We start from the raw sequence: 17734 nt of genomic DNA, 5'->3' as shown, positions 1-17734 counted from the left end.
CCCACAGGGGATTTTGTGAATGACGCGGATCCCCCGTGGAAGTTATCCCTTTCAGGGCAGGCTCCACAGGATTTATGAGCGACACACCGCCAGTGTGGGAGCCAGCCCTGCTGGCGATAGCGGTTTTGGATTCACCACTGTGGCGGGTGTGAACCCAGATCGGTGGCCGGCAATGTCCACTGCAACGCTGTGCCGCTGATCTTCACTGGCGCCTGTAAACGATGCGCCGGGCCCCATGGGGTCTGCTCCAGCGACAACTGTTGATCCTGTTCATCTTCCGCGCGCAGGGCTTCGGTTGTCCCCGGGCCAGACTCAATCAACAACTTCGCCGTACGCGCCAGCGACAGACGCGCCGAACCGCCGCGACCACTCCTCAAGCGCGCCGCCAGCAACTTGAGCGCACTCGCCGCCATCAAATACCCCGTTGCATGATCCAGCGCCTGCACCGGCAGCGGCGTTGGTTTATCGGCATGCTTCCAGCGCTGCCCGGCCTCGGCAATGCCGCTGCTCATCTGCACCAGACTGTCGAAACCTCGGCGGTTCTGCCATGGGCCGCTCCAGCCGTAGGCGTTGAGGCTGACGTCGATCAGGCCCGGCGCCAGTTGCCTGCGGCGTTCGAGGCCGAAACCGAGATGTTCCAGTGCGTCGGCGCGGTAGCCGTGCAACAGCATATCGGCTTGCTTGAGCAGGTTTTCGAACACCGCACGATCCGCCGGATCATGCAGATCCAGCCGTGCGCAGCGTTTGCCGAGGGTCATTTCCGGCACGACACCGGGCTCGTTCCAGGTCGGCGGGTCGATGCGCAAAACATCAGCGCCGAGCCCGGCGAGAAAACGGCTGGCGGTGGGGCCGGCGAGTACGCGCGTCAGGTCCAGCACCTTGATCCCCGCCAACGGTCTCTCGACTGAGCCTTGCCACGGTTGGGCGTTTTCATCCGGCGAATCGAGAAAATGCACCAGCGGCTCGGCATTCACTGCCAAGCCTTGCGGATGATCTTGCCACTGTGCCCAACTGCGCATCTCGGCGGCACAGCCCTTGGCCTCGACCACCGCGTGCTCCAGATCCGTGCTCATCCATTGCGCAACCTTCGCCGCCATTTGCCCGCGGTCTGTGCAGGCACCGAGCACACGTTCAGCGGCGGCGCGGTGATGCGGGGCGTTGGTGTGCAGGCGGATCCAGCCGTCGCGGGTTTGATAGTCACCGGCGACCGGATCCCACAACGGTGGCACTTGCCAACCGATGGGGCGCAGCGAGGTGGAGAACCAGAACGAGGCCAGACGACGGTCAACTTCCACTTCAGGCAGATAGCCGGTTTGCTGGCGGATCAACTCGCTGACCGCCTGACCGGCAGCGGCCATGCTCGCGCAGGCAAGCTCAGTCACGGCGAACGCCGAGGGCAGGGCGCCGCTGGCGGTGAAAGCAATCGGCGTGCGGGGCAAGCCGAGTGCGGCTTGAATGGACGTGAGTACATCAGTCATCGAAGGCCCTCCGGAGCGAGAGGGCGATGATAGTGCAAAAAAGCACGAGGAGGATCGTTCCCACGCTCCGCGTGGGAATGCATCAAGGGACGCTCCGCGTTCCAGTTTCCGATTGGGACGCGGAGCGTCCCGGGCTGCATTTCCACGCAGAGCGTGGGAACGATCTCTCGCGGAGTCAGACCCGGAACTGATCCATCAATTTCATCTGCTGACTGGCCAACGCATTGAGCTGGCTGCTGATCGCCGCCGATTCAGTGGCTTGCTCGGTCAGGGTTTCAGTCACGGTACGGATGGCCGAAACGTTACGGTTCACTTCTTCAGCCACCGCACTCTGCTGCTCAGCCGCGCTGGCAATCTGCAGGTTCATGTCGCTGATCACCGTCACCGCGTCGCTGATCTTGCCCAGCGCATCGACCGCCTGCCGAATCTGCCCGGCGTTGTTGTGCGCCTGGGTCTGGCTCGAATGCATGGTCGCGACCACGCCACGGGTGCCGGTCTGAATGCGCTCGATCACCACGCGAATTTCTTCCACCGAATCCTGCGTACGCTTGGCGAGGTTACGCACCTCGTCAGCAACCACGGCAAACCCACGCCCGCTCTCACCGGCACGCGCCGCTTCAATCGCTGCGTTGAGCGCCAGCAGGTTGGTCTGTTCGGCAATGCTGCGGATCACTTCCAGTACCGAACCGATCTGCTCGCTGTTGACCGCCAGCGCTTCAACTTCGGTCACCGCTTTGCTGACTTCATCGGCCAGTTGATTGATGTCGCGGGTGCTGCGCTCGATGATCGACATGCCGTCCTTGGCCGACTGGTCGGCACCTTTGGCGGCGTTGGCCGCGTTCGACGCGCTGTTGGCGACGTCGTGGGCGGTGGCGCTCATTTCGTTGGAGGCGGTGGCGACCTGGTCGATTTCGCGGAACTGCACCTGCATGCCTTCGCTGGTCTGGCGGGCGATTTCCGAAGACTGGTCGGCGGTGCCGCGCGCTTCGGTGATGCTCTGTTTGATCTGGGCGATGGTCGGTTGCAGCTTGTCGAGGAAGCGGTTGAACCAGTTCACCAGTTCGCCCAGTTCATCCTTTTTGCTGTAGTTCAGACGCTGGGTCAGGTCGCCTTCGCCGCTGGCGATGTTCTTCAGCATCTCGGCGACGCTGTTGATCGGGCGGGTCACGCCGGACGCGGTGAGCCAGATCAGCAGCAGGCCGACCAGACCGGCAACCACGGCCACCAGCAGCGCGGTGATCACGCCGGTTTCCTGCGCATCATCCAGCACCGCTTGCAGCTTGACCGAGTCGGCCAGCAGCACGTGTTTCGGCAAGTCGATGACCACGCCCCAGGCGCGCGAGTTACCAATCGGATCGACCGGGTACACCGCACGGATCAGGTCACCCTGTTCGAGGATTTTCGGGGTGCCGGAGGCGAGCAGTTGCAGCACGTCCTGGCCATCGGCGCCGAGGGTGTCGTTGATCTTTTTGCCGACCTTGGCCGCGTCCGAGCTGTCGGCTCCGAGCACGCCGCTGCCGGAGACGATCAACATGTGCCCGGCATTATTGAAGAGGTTGCGTTGCGACTCGACGGCCGCCGCTTGCAGGGCATCGAGAGCAATGTCGACACCGACCACACCGATGGCTTTACCGTCGACGATCAAGGGCACGGAAATGGTCGTCATGAGCATTTCCTTGCCCCCGACCGTGTCGGCATACGGATCGAGCAGGCAGGTGCGCTTGTTGTCGCGAGGGCAGGTGTACCAACTGTTGTAAGGCGTGCCGCTGACACTGAGGGTGGTTTTGGTCAGGTCTTCTTCGACCATGATCGTGTTCAGCGAGGCACCGGCGGCGCGGCTCCAGTAGGTGGCGAAGCGTCCGGCTTCGTTGGACTGACGCGCGGCGTCATTGGCGAACTCGCTGTCCTTGCCGTCGAGACCGTTGGGTTCGAAAGCGAGCCAGATGCCCAGCACTTTGTCGTTGCGCTCGAACGCGGTTTTCAGGCTCAGGTTCAACTCTTCCCGCAAGGCGCCCGCGTCCAGCGAACGCCTGGCAGCCATCACCCGCATGTCCTTGATCTGATCCGCTACGGCAGTGATCACCGTCAGGCTTTCGCCGAAGGTCTTCTGCACCCGCACCGCTTGTTCGGCGGCTTTGGCTTGCAGCAGGTTTTGCACACTGGCGGTGAGCAGTTTGTTGCTGGACGCGCTGACCAGTTCGTCGTTCTGATTGGTCTGGTAGATGTTCATGCCAACGATCAGCGCGACCACACCGAGCAGGCACAGGCCGGAGAGCAGAACGATTTTCAGGCGAATGGACAGAGAGTCGAACATGGGGCGATCTCGCGAATGAATAGACGGGTGGCATGCGGGTATGAGGTACCCGGCCAAATCCATTCAGCGCCATTCAATGCTCATCGGCGTGGAACGACAGCGCATGAGCGGGCTGCCGACGGACGGTCAGCGCTAAACGTTTGCGCAGGGGAAAGTGCTGAAAAAGGGGAAAATTACAGGGATGTTTCAAGGATATGAACGGCGCGTGTCCGGCCATGTGCGGGTCTGGGTAATGGGTCAAACGGTTTTTGGCAGTGATTCGGGACGCGACCAGATCCACAGATTGCCCAAGCTCATCCCGGCAATCGCCAGGTAGATCGGCCAGCCGTGATCGAGCATCACCAGCATCAGCGTGGCGCACAGCAACATGCTCACCGTTGCGCTGACCTTGGCCTTGCGCGCAATGATCTTGCCGTTGCGCCAGTTGCTCAGAATCGGCCCGAACAACCGATGGTTTTCCAGCCAGGCACTCAAGCGCGGCGAGCTGCGGGTTGCGGCCCAGGCAGCCAGTAGGATGAACTCGGTGGTCGGCAAACCGGGCACGACGATGGCGATCAGGCCAATGCCGAGGCTGACGTAGGCCAGCAGGCCAAACATCAGACGGGCGAGTTTTGAGGAGGCTGGCTGGGGCATGAGGTCAGCGGTGGCTTCTGAAGCGGAATGGAGATCTTACAGGTTGTTGCAGTTCCCATGTGGGAGCTAGCCTGCTCGAGAAAGCGGTGGATCAGTCACATTAATGTTGAATGTGCTGCCGTCTTCGCGAGCAGGCTCGCTCCCACAAGGAGTCAGTGCTGTGTCAGGCCGGCTCAGCTTCGGTGGCGTAAGCTTGTTCCAGCAGCACGGTGAAGCGGTTGAACGCATCGATCGCGCCTTGCTCCACTTCAGCCTCTTCCTCGGCAGTGAACTGCAGCGCATCAAGCGTGCGCACGAAGCTCTTCCAGCCTTCAGCACGGCCACCTTCCGGCTCACCCAAGTGACGGGCGCCGAAGGTTTCGCTCAGCTCCAGGGCCACGGCGCGTTTGATCAGAAACGCAGCACCAAGCTTCGAACCTTCGGAGACGAAGATCCAGCCCAGCGCGCGGGCCCTGCTCGGATTTTTCACTGCGCCAGCGACCGCTGCCGGCACTTCGGTGTCGAGATCGGCGAGGTCAGCCTTGGCCGCTTCGGCACGGCAACGGGCCGGCAGATCCGGAACGATCGCAGTCAATTCGGCGTTGTTATAGAGGTCGACCAGTTCCGACTGGAACAGGTACTGCGCGACCACGAAACGGGCGAAGTTGGCGCGGGTCTCGAACGGTGCGTGAGCCTTCACCAGCGCATCGAGTTTTGTGTGCGGCTCATGGGTGATCTGGTTCAAGCGTTGCGAACGCAGGGCAGGGCGTTGTGCGGTGTCTTGAGTGGTCATGGGAAGTCCTTGAGAAAAAGAAGCGCTTGCTAACGAGACGAACCAGCAGGCGCCCGAGCGTAAAAAAACCTCACGGCGCGCATCGTGTGAACGCGCGCCGTGAGGTCAGTCGGATCAGATGTCCCAGATCAGGTTGATCGCGAAGTTGCGGCCCGGTTGGGTCAGGCGATCGAGGTTGGCCGGCTGCGTCACCGAGGCTTCGCCGACGCTGTCGTAACCGCGCACGTCGTCCCACAGCCAGTACTTCTTGTCGGTCAGGTTGTAGATGCCGCCGCTGACCGTGACGTCATCGGTGACTTTGTAATAACCGGCCAGATCAAGAATGCCGAAGCCCGGGGTTTTGAACTGGCTGCTGACGCCGTCCGGCGACTTGAAGTTGCTGTCGTCGACGCGATCCTTTTTCTTCACTACGGTCCAGCTCAGCAAACCGCCGTAGTTGTCCTGGTCGTAACCCAGACCGAACACGCCGGTCAGCGGGTTGACGCTGTTGAGCGGTTCGCCGGTGTCGTTGTTGCGACCGTAGGCGTAGGCAATCGAGCCTTGGGTATAGAGGCCTTGCGGCGCGCCGAAGGCATCGAGATTCAGACGACCTTTGACTTCCGCACCCTTGATGGTGGCGTGCTTGATGTTGCTCGACTGGAAGGTCAGCTCATCGTAGCCAGGGGTGACGGCGTCTTCATTGATGAAGTCGCGGTACTTGTTATAGAACACCGCCACGTCGAACGAGCCTTGCTCGAAGTTGCCGCGCAGACCGGTTTCATAACTTTTGCTTTTCTCCGGTTCAAGGTCCGGATTCGGTGCGACGTTGTAGCCGGTGGTGGCGTTTTCGAAGCGGCCGTACAGCGCTTTCGCGGTCGGGGTGCGGAAACCTTCGGCGTACTGACCGTACCAGGTGTAGTTCTCGGTCAGGGCGTAGGTCAGGCCGAATTTTGGCGAGACTTTGTGCCAGGTCTTGTTCTTGTCGCTGACGGTGCCCTGGCCATCGGCGGCCACGGTGTTGAGGAATTCCTGCGTGATGTGCGGCTTGAGCTGGGTGTAGTCGTAGCGCAGACCCGGCAGGAAGGTCCAGTTGTTCCAGCTGATCTGATCCTGGGCGAACAGGCTGTAAGTGTTGATGGTCGGGTCGGGGAAGTCGGTGGCTTTGGCCAACACGTCAGCGGTGCTGGTCGCGCCAATCGCCGTGCAACCGCGACCAACCGCGAGGCACTTGCCGTCGCCGCTGCGCGAACCGGTGACTTTCTGTTGCTTGATCGTGGTGCCGTAAGTCAGCACGTGATCGGTGTCACCGATGGCGAAAGCCTTGTCCAGTTGTGCGTCGAACACCCACTGCTTCTCTTCGTAAATCGTGTCGCGGGTACGCAGCACTTTACGGGTGATCGGGTAGTAGAACTCTTCGGTGCTCTGGTCGGTTTTGGCGATCTGGTGGTTGAGGCTCCACTTCACGTTGTCGACCAGCAGGCTGTCGAGGGCAAACGAATGCTCGATGCCGAAACGCTCACGGGTGATGGTGTCGTTGCCGGTGCGCCACTGGTACATGCCACCGGGCAATACGCTGTTCGGAATGGTCGGGGCACCGTTGAAGTACGGGCCGCCATAAGCGCTTTTCTGATCGGTGTCGCGATCATCCTTGTACTTTTCGTAAGTCAGGCCCAGGCGCGAATCTTCGTTGTAGTTCCAGCCGATCTTGGCCAGCACGTTGTAGGCGCTGACGTCTTCCGGGTTGGCGGCGGTGCGCTCCAGGCCAGTGCCATTGTTGCTGCCGTAGGAGTCGGTCTCGTGACCGTCGCGTTGGCTGTAGTGCAGCAAACCGTCGAACTGGTCGGCGCGACCGGCGACGGTGGCGGATTTCAGCCAGCTCTCGTCGGCTGAGCTGTAACCGGTTTTCAGGCGCGCGCCGACGTCTTTGCCAGGCTTGATGATGTCGTCGGCATCGAGGGTGTAATAGCTGACGGCGCCGCCGATGGCGTTGCTGCCGTACAGCACCGACGCCGGGCCACGGAGGATCTCCACGCGTTTGACGATTTCCGGGTCAACGTAGTTGCGCTGGGTCTTGGCGTACGGGCCGTTGAAGAAACCGTCCGGTACTTCGACGCCGTCGACCTGGGTGAGGATGCGATCACCGTCGATGCCGCGAATGTTGTAGCCGCTGATGCCACCACGTTGACCGGCGCCGCCGACGGAAACGCCCGGCTCATAGCGCACCAGATCCTTGATCGTGTTGACGTTGTTGCGGTCCAGATCCTGGCGGGTCTGCACGCTGACAGTCGCCGGCACGCTGTTGACCGATTGCTCTTGGCGGGTGGCGCTGATGGTCACCTGATCCAGATTAAGCGTGCCGCTGGCGTTGCGCTTTTCCAGCACGACGTTGTTGTTGCTGATTTTGCGGAAGCTCAGGTTGGTCCCCACCAACAGACGCTCGAGGGCTTTTTCCGGTGGCAGCGAACCGCGCACGCCCGGCGACGAGACGTTCTGCGCCAGTTCCGCGGGCAAACCGACCTGCCAACCGGTCACGGCGGTGAAGGCGTTGAGTGCCGACACCAGCGGCTGCTGACTGATGGCGAACGAGTAATCACCCATGTTGCGCGCCGGCTGCTCGGTGGCAGCCATCAGCGGTGCGGTGCCGGCCATCAGGATGGCAGCCGTCAGCAGCGACAATACGCGGGAAGGGGAAGCAGTCTGGCGGGTAAGGCGAGAGGACATCGATAGCGCTCCGTGTCGCACGAATCTTTATAGGGGCTGATTGGCTTCGCGTGTTGCGAATCAATTGCATTGGCTATAACGAGACGTACTAACGTTGGCTATCGAGTAAAAATAATTCTCATTTAGTTCAAAATCACCAGCGCGGGGAATTCCTGCAGGCGCGCCGAGGTGATGTGAGCGAGAGAGCGAACGACGTCGAGCGGCTGGTCGAGGCGGTAATTACCGGTCACGGCGACGTCGGCCAACTGCTCGTTGTTGTTGATGATCCAGCCCGGATAGTAGCGGCGCAGTTCGGCCAGCACCTGATTCAGCGGACAGTTCTCGAACACCAGGCGGCCCTGCACCCAAGCCAGATCGGTATTGGCGTCGAGTTTGGCCGGACGGTCGAAACCGTTCGGGCCGATGCGAATACTTTCGCCAGCAGTCAGACGCACACGGGCGTCGTTGTGCGTCGCCCGCAAGTCGACATCGCCGCGCTGTACGTTGACCTGCGCTACGCCATCGAGAAAACGCACGGCGAACGCGGTATCGCGCACGCTGGCGGTGACGGGGCCGGCATCGATTTCCAGCGGCTGGCCGCGACCGCTGGCGATCTCGAAAAACGCCTCGCCCTGAAACAACCGCGCAACACGCTGCCGATCGTTGATGGTGCTGGAAAAGGCCGAATTGGTGTTGAGCAGGACTTTCGAACCGTCCTCCAGTTGCAGCCGCTGACGCTCGCCAACCACGGTCAGATGATCGGCCTGAATACGCATCGGCAGATTACTGAAGCTGAATAGCCCGAGGATCAGCGCCGCAGCGGTCGCCAGCGGTTTCCAATGCGGTCGCAGGCGTTTGAGGAAGGTGACTTTCGCCGGTTTGGCCGCGAGGTTTTGCGCGCATTCGGCAATTTGCGGGCCGTCCCAGATCGCCTGGGCCTTGGCAAACGCTTCGGCATTCAACGGATCCGCCGCCAGCCAGGCGTGGAATTGCCGGGTCTGCTCCTCGTCCGGGCTGCCGAGCACGATGAGCCAGTCCAGTGCCTGGTCCATTGCGTTTGCAGCGTCCTGCACCGAATCCGGCGAAGGCGAGCGGTGGGTGTCCGTCACGGTGTTTCCTCGGGCTTCTGGCGAAGCAGTTTCAAGCGTCAAGCTGCAAGCTGCAAGCCAGATGCGTGTACTGCTTTTCGTTTTTACTTGGAGCTTGAAGCTTACAGCTTGCCGCTGCTGTCGTGTCGTTCGGCAACGCCGATGCAAATAGTCATGATCAGTTTCAATTCTTTCTGCACGGTGCTCAGGGAAACGTTCAGCTCATCAGCGATTTCCTGATAGCTGTTCCCATGCAAACGGCTGAGGATGAATATCTGCTGCTGACGCGGGCTGAGTTGGCTGAGACTCACATTCAGGCGCTCCAGCATTTGTTCGGCGTGGGCGGCGTCTTCGGCACTGCTGGCAGGGGCGGCTACGCTGTGCACGACATCCTGCGGCACGTCGTCGACCATGGTTCGCGAGTGAATCTTGCGCGCGCGCAAATGATCCAGCGCCAGATTGCGCGCGGTCTGGAAGACAAAAGGTTCGAGGTGATCGATGGCCCGCTCGCTCAACGCCCGCGTCACACGCAGGTAGGTCTCCTGCAACAGGTCTTCAGCGGTGCTGTGATTGTTGACCATCCGTTCCAGCGTGCGCAGCAGGGACGTGCGCTGGGTGAGGAAGACGTGATTGAAGCGCGATTGACTCACGGGAGGACCTGATCCATTTCGAGCGAATGATAATGCTTATCATCTAGGCGAATGGTCAAGCTCTGTTTTTGAAGCTGCGCAAATAAATGTGGGAGCGAGCCTGCTCGCGAAAGCGGTGTATCAGCCAACATAAATGTTGAATGACACATCGTATTCGCGAGCAGGCTCGCTCCCACAGGGGCAGGGTATAACCTGGGATTACTCCGCGTTACACAGCGCCAGGCAGTTATCCAGCATACGGTTGGAGAAGCCCCATTCGTTGTCATACCACGCCAGCACCTTCAGCAGCTTGCCGCTGGATTTGGTGTGGTTGGCGTCGAAAATCGACGACAGCGGATTGTGGTTGAAGTCGCTGGAAACCAGCGGCAACGTGTTGTAACCCAAAATCTTCGAATGCTGGCTGGCCGATTTCAGCAGCGCATTGACTTCGTCCGCCGACGCTTCGCGCTTCAACTGCACGGTCAAATCCACCAGCGACACATTGATCACCGGCACCCGCACCGCCATGCCGGTCAGTTTGCCCGCCAGTTCCGGTAGCACCAGGCCCACCGCTTCAGCGGCGCCGGTCTTGCTCGGGATCATGTTCTGCGTGGCCGAACGCGCGCGGTACGGGTCGGTGTGATAGACGTCGGTGAGGTTCTGGTCGTTGGTGTAAGCGTGAATCGTGGTCATCAAGCCGCTTTCGATGCCCAGCTCGCGGTGCAGCACCTGCGCCACTGGCGCCAGGCAGTTGGTGGTGCACGAAGCGTTGGAGATGATCTGATGCGACTGGCGCAGAATGTCGTGGTTCACACCGTAAACGACGGTGGCGTCGGCGCCTTTGGCCGGGGCCGAGATGATCACTTTGCGGGCGCCGGCGGTAATATGCGCGGCGGCTTTGGCGCGGTCGGTAAACAGACCGGTGCATTCGAATACCACATCGATCTTTTCCGCGGCCCATGGCAGGTCGGCCGGGTTGCGAATCGCACTGACCGCAATGCGATCGCCGTTGACGGTCAGGCTTTCGTTGTCATGCGCCACTTCGGCGTCGAACGTGCCATGAACGGTGTCATATTTGAGCAGATGAGCGTTGATCGAGCTGTCGCCCAGATCGTTGATGGCGACGATCTGCAAATCCTGACGATAGCCTTGGGTATACAGTGCGCGCAGGACATTACGGCCGATGCGGCCAAAACCATTGATTGCGATTCGAAGAGTCATGGAACAGCGCCGCCGTCGTTTTGTTGTTGGAATTACAAGATTATTCGCATAAAAATAGAAAACAAGCCTTTTTAGTGGCAATATTTTGTTTTATCTACAACGAGTGACCTGAATCAACTGGTCCGATTGGTCAAAAAAGCCGTCTGTCATTCCAACAACAACGGCGTTTGATCAGCATAGACAATCAGGTCGCCACATCCGTTAGCCTGGAGTTCTACACATGCATCCCCGCGTTCTTGAGGTCACCGAACGGCTTATCGCCCGCAGCCGCGCCACGCGTCAGGCTTACCTTGCACTGATTCGCGGCGCCGCCACTGACGGGCCGATGCGCGGCAAGCTGCAATGCGCCAACTTCGCCCACGGCGTGGCCGGTTGCGGCAGTGAAGACAAGCACAGCTTGCGGATGATGAATTCGGCGAACATCGCGATTGTTTCTTCATATAACGACATGCTCTCGGCGCACCAGCCGTACGAAGTTTTCCCGGAACAAATCAAGAATGCCCTGCGCGAAATCGGCTCGGTCGGCCAGTTCGCCGGCGGTACGCCGGCGATGTGCGATGGCGTGACCCAAGGCGAGCCGGGCATGGAACTGAGCCTGCCGAGCCGCGAAGTGATCGCCATGTCGACCGCTGTGGCGTTGTCCCACAACATGTTCGACGGCGCATTGATGCTCGGCATCTGCGACAAGATCGTCCCGGGCCTGATGATGGGCTCGCTGCGCTTCGGTCACCTGCCGACGATTTTCGTCCCGGGCGGGCCGATGGTTTCGGGGATTTCCAACAAGGAAAAAGCCGACGTCCGCCAGAAGTACGCCGAAGGCAAAGCGACCCGCGAAGAGCTGCTGGAATCGGAAATGAAGTCCTACCACAGCCCGGGCACCTGCACCTTCTACGGCACCGCCAACACCAACCAATTGCTGATGGAAGTCATGGGCCTGCACTTGCCGGGCGCCTCTTTCGTCAACCCGAACACGCCGCTGCGTGACGCGCTGACCCGCGAAGCCGCGCATCAAGTCACGCGCCTGACCAAACAGAACGGCAACTTCATGCCGATCGGCGAAATCGTCGACGAGAAGTCGCTGGTCAACTCGATCGTTGCGCTGCACGCCACCGGCGGCTCGACCAACCACACCCTGCACATGCCGGCCATCGCCATGGCCGCTGGCATTCAACTGACCTGGCAGGACATGGCCGACCTCTCCGAAGTCGTGCCGACCCTGAGCCACGTCTATCCGAACGGCAAAGCCGACATCAACCATTTCCAGGCTGCGGGCGGCATGTCGTTCCTGATCCGCGAACTGCTCGGCGCCGGTCTGCTGCACGAAGACGTCAACACCGTGCTCGGCCACGGCCTGAGCAAATACACCAAAGAACCGTTCCTCGATAACGGCGAATTGATCTGGCGTGAAGGCCCGGTCGACAGCCTCGACGAAAACATCCTGCGCCCGGTTGCCCGTGCGTTCTCCCAAGAGGGCGGTCTGCGGGTGATGGAGGGCAACCTCGGTCGCGGTGTGATGAAGGTTTCTGCGGTCGCGCTGGAAAACCAGATCGTCGAAGCACCGGCGATGGTGTTCCAGGATCAGCAGGATCTGGCCGACGCGTTCAAGGCCGGTTTGCTGGAAAAAGATTTTGTCGCCGTGATGCGCTTCCAGGGCCCGCGTTCCAACGGCATGCCCGAGTTGCACAAAATGACGCCGTTCCTCGGGGTGCTGCAGGATCGCGGCTTCAAAGTCGCGTTGGTGACTGACGGCCGGATGTCCGGCGCCTCGGGGAAAATCCCGGCGGCGATCCACGTCAGTCCCGAAGCTTATGTCGGTGGCGCTTTGGCGCGCGTGCAAGAGGGCGATATCATCCGCGTCGATGGCGTCAAAGGCACCTTGGAGCTTAAGGTGGACGCCGACGAATTTGCAGCGCGCGAACCCGCCAAAGGCCTGTTGGGCAACAACATCGGCAGCGGTCGCGAACTGTTCGGCTTTATGCGCATGGCCTTCAGCTCGGCAGAGCAGGGCGCCAGCGCCTTCACTTCTGCCCTGGAGACGCTTAATTGAAACTGGCTTTGGTCGGTGACATCGGAGGCACCAACGCGCGGTTTGCGTTGTGGAAAAACCAGCAACTGGAATCGGTTGAGGTCTTGGCCACCGCCGACCACGCCAGCCCGGAAGAGGCGATCAGCCTGTACCTGAGCGGGCTCGGTCTGGCGCCGGGGTCGATCGGTTCGGTGTGCCTGTCGGTGGCCGGCCCGGTCAGCGGCGATGAATTCAAGTTCACCAACAACCACTGGCGGCTGAGCCGCACGGCGTTCTGCAAAACCTTGCAGGTCGAGCAGTTGTTGCTGGTCAACGATTTCTCGGCGATGGCGCTGGGCATGACCCGTTTGCAGCCGGACGAATTCCGCGTGGTCTGCGAAGGCACGCCGGAGCCGTTGCGCCCGGCGGTGGTGATTGGCCCGGGCACCGGCCTTGGTGTCGGCACTTTGCTTGATCTCGGTGAGGGGCGTTTCGCGGCGTTGCCGGGCGAGGGCGGTCACGTCGATCTGCCGCTGAGCAGCCCGCGTGAAACGCAATTGTGGCAGCACATCCACAATGAAATCGGCCATGTCAGCGCCGAAACCGCGTTGAGCGGCGGCGGTCTGCCACGGGTTTACCGGGCGATCTGCGCGGTCGATGGGCATGAGCCGACACTTGATACGCCGGAATCGATCACAGCTGCTGGTCTGGCGGGTGATCCGATTGCCCTGGAAGTGCTGGAGCAGTTCTGCTGCTGGCTCGGCCGTGTCGCCGGCAACAACGTACTGACCACGGGCGGACGTGGCGGGGTGTATATCGTTGGCGGCGTGATTCCACGGTTTGCCGATTTCTTCCTCGAAAGCGGTTTCGCCCGCAGCTTCGCCGACAAAGGTTGTATGAGCGATTATTTCAAAGGCATCCCGGTGTGGCTGGTGACAGCGCCGTATTCTGGGCTTGTGGGCGCAGGCGTAGCGCTGGAACAGGCAGGCTGAAGCGTGAGATCGTTCCCATGCTCCGCGTGGGAATGCAGCTCGTGACGCTCCGCGTCACTGGACGCGGAGCGTCCCCAGAGGCATTCCCACGCAGAGCGTGGGAACGATCAGCGTGGGAACGATCGGTTCATCAGGCATAATCCGCCCCAATTTCAACAACAAGGATGCCTTCGAAGTGAGCTCAGTCAACAAGTCGATATTGTTGGTCGATGACGACCAGGAAATACGCGAGTTGCTGGAAACCTACCTGACCCGCGCCGGGTTTCAGGTGCGGGCCACAGCCGATGGCGCCAGTTTTCGCCAGGCACTCAACGAGGCGCCGAGTGATCTGGTGATCCTCGACGTCATGCTGCCCGACGAAGACGGTTTCAGTTTGTGCCGTTGGGTGCGTCAGCATCCGCGCCAGGCGCAGGTGCCGATCATCATGCTCACCGCCAGCTCCGACGAAGCCGACCGCGTGATTGGTCTGGAACTCGGCGCCGACGACTACCTCGGCAAACCCTTCAGCCCCCGCGAACTGCAAGCGCGCATCAAGGCGTTGCTGCGCCGTGCGCAATTCGGTCAGGAACGCAGCGGCAGTGAAGTGCTGGCCTTCGATGAGTGGCGCCTGGACATGGTCAGCCATCGTCTGTTCCACACTGACGGCGAAGAAGTGATTCTCTCCGGCGCCGATTTCGCCCTGCTGAAACTATTCCTCGATCACCCGCAGGAAATCCTCGACCGCGACACCATCGGCAACGCCACCCGTGGCCGCGATCTGATGCCGCTCGATCGCATCGTCGACATGGCCGTGAGCCGTTTGCGCCAGCGTCTTCGTGACACTGAAAAACCGCCACGGCTGATTCGCACCGTACGCGGCAGCGGCTACCAACTGGCAGCCAATGTGGTTGCCGGCAATGGCCACTGAGTCGCTGCGCAAACTCGCCGCCAAGGTGCCAGTGCCGCGTTCGTTGCTCGGGCGCATGTTGCTGCTGACCTTGTTGGCGGTGCTGTTCGCACAGACGCTGTCCAGCGTGATCTGGGTCTCGCAACTGCGCGCCACGCAGCTTGAAGGTCTGGTCACCAGCGCCCGCAGCCTCGCCCATTCGATGACCGCCAGCGTCAGTTATTTCCGCTCGCTGCCGGTTGCTTACCGGCCATTGGTGCTCGACCAGTTGCGCAGCATGGGCGGCACACGATTCGTGGTGACGCTCAACGACAAGCCGCTGGGCATGGATGTTTTGCCGGTGACACCGCGCAAAGCCGCGGTGATGAAAGCGGTAGACGAAGTGCTGCGTCAGTCCTTGGGGCATGACACTGACATCTCGGTGAGTTTCGTCAGCCCCGAGGATCTGCGGATTTTCAACGCCGGGCTGAAACTCGATGAACTGCCGCGTTCATGGGCGCATTACGCGCTGACCCTGGAACCGGTGAACCCGCCCGTGCTGGTCACGCAGATTCAAATGGCTCCGGGCGAATGGCTGTACATCGCCTCGCTGTTGCCCGAGCCGTACACCAGTCTCGAAGAGCAAGGCCTGCCGTCGCAGCAGGTGTGGTTCATCGTCCTCACCAGTGGTTTTCTGCTGCTGTTCATCGGTGTGCTGGTGCATTGGCAGAGTCGACCGCTCAAGCGTCTGGCGCGCTCGGCGCGGGATCTGTCGCTGGGCGCTGACGTCCAGCCGGTGGCCGAAGGCGGCGGCAGCGAAGTGGTCGAGGTGAGCCGCGCATTCAACACCATGCGCGAACGCATCAGCCGCTACCTGACCGAACGCAGCCAGTTGTTCAGCGCGATTTCCCACGACCTGCGCACGCCGATCACCCGTTTGCGCTTACGCGTCGAACTGCTCGAAGACGAGCAGCTGCAAGCCAAATTCGGTCGGGATCTGGATGAGTTGGAGCTGCTGGTCAAAGGCGCGCTGCAATGCGTGAAAGACACCGACATCCACGAGAACATAGAACCGGTCGATCTCAACCATGTGCTCGATTGTCTGGTCGAGCCGTATCTGGCGCCGAACGGCAACGGTCGCGTGACTCAGCATGGCCGCGCGCTGGCGGCGTATCCGGGCAAGCCGCTGGCGTTGAAACGCTGCATCGGCAACTTGATCGACAACGCCCTGAAGTACGGACAGAACGCGCATCTGCACATTGATGACGATGACAGCGCGTTTGTCTTGCACGTTGATGATGAAGGGCCGGGTGTGCCGGAGCAGCGGTTGGAGCAGGTTTTTGAGCCGCACTTCCGGTTGGCGGGGCAGCAGCAGGGGTATGGTTTGGGATTGGGGATTGCGCGGAACATTGCCCACAGCCATGGCGGGGAAGTGACGCTGCAGAATTTGCGTGAGGGTGGGTTGCGGGTGACCCTGCAGTTGCCGCGCAGTGCTGATTAGTGATACCGCGTCATCGTTCTTCGCGAGCAGGCTCGCTCCCACAGAGCGCGCATTGCCCTTGTGGGAGCGAGCCTGCTCGCGAAGGCGTGAGATGCATCAATACGAATGTCACTGCTCAGTGACAAAACCCGCCCCCTTCGTTACAAGCCCGCGACGGCCCGTTGTTTAGACTCCCTGCAGTCATAACAACAAAAAAAGGCCACCCATGGATCTTTTCCACCCCGGCTTCAGCAGTTGGCTGAACGCCCCTGCCCACCAGCAATGGCTCGCCGCCGAAGGCCTGCGTCTGCTGGATTTCGCCAAGGCGTCCAAACTGCCTGAAGGTTTCGGTAACCTCGACGAACGCGGCCGTCTGCCAGCGAACGCGCAAGCCGAAACCATGAACACCGCGCGCATGACCCACAGCTTCGCCATGGCCCACATTCAGGGCCTGCCGGGATTTGCCGAACTGGTCGATCACGGCATCGCCGCGCTGCGCGGACCGTTGCGTGATGCGTTGCACGGCGGCTGGTTTGCCGTCGCTGAACACCGCGACGACAACACCGGCAAGAACGCCTATCTGCATGCATTCGTCGCGCTGGCTGCCAGTTCCGCCGTGGTCGCCAAGCGTCCCGGCGCGCAAGCGTTGCTCGATGACGCCATTGACATCATCGACACGTATTTCTGGAGCGAAGAAGAGGGCGCCATGCGCGAATTCTTCAATCGTGACTGGAGCGAAGAAGAAGCCTATCGCGGCGCCAACAGCAACATGCATGCGACCGAAGCCTTTCTCGCCTTGGCCGATGTCACCGAAGATCCGCGCTGGCTGGTGCGCGCGCAGCGCATCGTCGAACGGGTGATCCACGGTCACGCTGCTGGCAACGGTTACATGGTCATCGAACACTTCGACCGCGACTGGCAACCGCTGCGCGAATATAACCACGACAATCCTGCTGACGGTTTCCGCCCCTACGGCACCACGCCGGGTCATGGTTTCGAGTGGGCGCGGCTGTTGCTGCACCTCGAAGCCGCGCGAGTCCAGGCCGGCATGCTTACGCCGGGCTGGCTCGCCACCGACGCGCAGCAACTCTTCGAGAACAACTGCCGTCACGGCTGGGACGTCGATGGTTTGCCGGGCATCGTCTACACCCTCGACTGGAGCAACAAAGCTGTCGTCCGTCACCGTCTGCACTGGACGCACGCCGAGGCCAGCGCAGCTGCGAGTGCGTTGCTCAAGCGCACTGGCGATGAGCAATACGAAAGCTGGTACCGACTGTTCTGGGAATTCTGCGAAGTGAATTTCATTGACCGTTGCGATGGCAGTTGGCACCACGAACTCAATCCGCAAAACATTCCCAGCGCCGATATCTGGCCGGGCAAGCCCGATCTGTATCATGCCTGGCAAGCCGTGCTGATCCCTCGTCTACCCTTGTCGCCGAGCATGGCGACTGCCTTGTCGCAGTTGTCCCAGAGCGTTGCTATGTGATTGATCATGTAACCATGCAGTGACATTCGCGCGTCCCTTCGTTACCTGCGAAGCGAAACGCCCTGTTTAAACTCCTGTGCAGCGCAAGCACC

12 protein-coding genes and 2 pseudogenes are annotated in these 17734 nt (G+C 61.0%); 5 read left to right on the top strand and 9 right to left on the bottom strand.

All coding sequences use genetic code 11. The features are described 5' to 3' along the window. Nucleotides 1-131: 131 nt before the first annotated feature. The 9 genes and pseudogenes from ACQ4OE_RS19955 to gap all read right to left on the bottom strand — a co-directional run bounded on the left by ACQ4OE_RS19955 (nucleotide 132) and on the right by gap (nucleotide 10814). Complete coding sequence (locus ACQ4OE_RS19955) at nucleotides 132-1478, bottom strand: CoA transferase (protein ID WP_430947651.1); 1347 nt, start codon at nucleotides 1476-1478, stop codon at nucleotides 132-134. A gap of 175 nt (nucleotides 1479-1653) precedes the next feature. Then, a pseudogene (locus ACQ4OE_RS19950) lies at nucleotides 1654-2181 on the bottom strand (methyl-accepting chemotaxis protein); the annotation flags it as partial. Between the two features lie 378 nt (nucleotides 2182-2559). Further along, nucleotides 2560-3519: pseudogene (locus ACQ4OE_RS19945) on the bottom strand (chemotaxis protein); the annotation flags it as partial. A 510-nt stretch (nucleotides 3520-4029) separates the two neighbouring features. Next, nucleotides 4030-4425, bottom strand: a complete 396-nt coding sequence (locus ACQ4OE_RS19940; protein ID WP_430947650.1) for a YbaN family protein — start codon at nucleotides 4423-4425, stop codon at nucleotides 4030-4032. A 163-nt stretch (nucleotides 4426-4588) separates the two neighbouring features. After that, nucleotides 4589-5197, bottom strand: coding sequence for a biliverdin-producing heme oxygenase (locus tag ACQ4OE_RS19935; RefSeq protein ID WP_430947649.1), 609 nt, complete (start codon nucleotides 5195-5197; stop codon nucleotides 4589-4591). 114 nt (nucleotides 5198-5311) lie between these two features. Further along, on the bottom strand, nucleotides 5312-7897 hold the full coding sequence (locus ACQ4OE_RS19930) for a TonB-dependent receptor (protein ID WP_430947648.1): 2586 nt from the start codon (nucleotides 7895-7897) through the stop codon (nucleotides 5312-5314). Nucleotides 7898-8019: 122 nt separating this feature from the next. Beyond that, on the bottom strand, nucleotides 8020-8985 hold the full coding sequence (locus ACQ4OE_RS19925) for a FecR family protein (protein ID WP_430947647.1): 966 nt from the start codon (nucleotides 8983-8985) through the stop codon (nucleotides 8020-8022). A gap of 101 nt (nucleotides 8986-9086) precedes the next feature. Further along, the gene (locus tag ACQ4OE_RS19920) at nucleotides 9087-9614 is read right to left on the bottom strand and encodes an RNA polymerase sigma factor (RefSeq protein WP_127929500.1); all 528 of its coding nucleotides are present in this window, start codon (nucleotides 9612-9614) and stop codon (nucleotides 9087-9089) included. Nucleotides 9615-9812: 198 nt separating this feature from the next. Beyond that, complete coding sequence (gene gap / locus ACQ4OE_RS19915; RefSeq protein WP_122589546.1) at nucleotides 9813-10814, bottom strand: type I glyceraldehyde-3-phosphate dehydrogenase; 1002 nt, start codon at nucleotides 10812-10814, stop codon at nucleotides 9813-9815. Nucleotides 10815-11034: 220 nt separating this feature from the next. Here gap and edd point away from each other — a divergent pair, with 220 nt between their 5' ends. The 5 genes from edd to ACQ4OE_RS19890 all read left to right on the top strand — a co-directional run bounded on the left by edd (nucleotide 11035) and on the right by ACQ4OE_RS19890 (nucleotide 17642). Then, nucleotides 11035-12861 (top strand): phosphogluconate dehydratase, encoded by a 1827-nt coding sequence (gene edd, locus ACQ4OE_RS19910; protein WP_430947646.1) that lies wholly within the window; start codon nucleotides 11035-11037, stop codon nucleotides 12859-12861. Further along, nucleotides 12858-13811, top strand: a complete 954-nt coding sequence (locus ACQ4OE_RS19905) for a glucokinase (protein ID WP_430947645.1) — start codon at nucleotides 12858-12860, stop codon at nucleotides 13809-13811. The genes edd and ACQ4OE_RS19905 overlap by 4 nt, the downstream gene beginning before the upstream one ends. Nucleotides 13812-13986: 175 nt before the next feature. Beyond that, complete coding sequence (locus tag ACQ4OE_RS19900; protein ID WP_025112821.1) at nucleotides 13987-14718, top strand: response regulator; 732 nt, start codon at nucleotides 13987-13989, stop codon at nucleotides 14716-14718. Then, nucleotides 14708-16177 (top strand): ATP-binding protein, encoded by a 1470-nt coding sequence (locus ACQ4OE_RS19895; protein WP_122589542.1) that lies wholly within the window; start codon nucleotides 14708-14710, stop codon nucleotides 16175-16177. The genes ACQ4OE_RS19900 and ACQ4OE_RS19895 overlap by 11 nt, the downstream gene beginning before the upstream one ends. A 205-nt stretch (nucleotides 16178-16382) precedes the next feature. Continuing rightward, nucleotides 16383-17642: an AGE family epimerase/isomerase gene (locus tag ACQ4OE_RS19890; RefSeq protein ID WP_430947644.1), complete on the top strand. Its 1260-nt coding sequence runs from the start codon at nucleotides 16383-16385 to the stop codon at nucleotides 17640-17642. Nucleotides 17643-17734 lie beyond the last annotated feature (92 nt).

Source organism: Pseudomonas sp. WC2, assembly GCF_050586545.1.
GTDB lineage: Bacteria > Pseudomonadota > Gammaproteobacteria > Pseudomonadales > Pseudomonadaceae > Aquipseudomonas.
The sequence above is the reverse complement of the archived record's forward strand: the minus strand, read 5'-3'. Positions and strand labels throughout refer to the sequence as shown.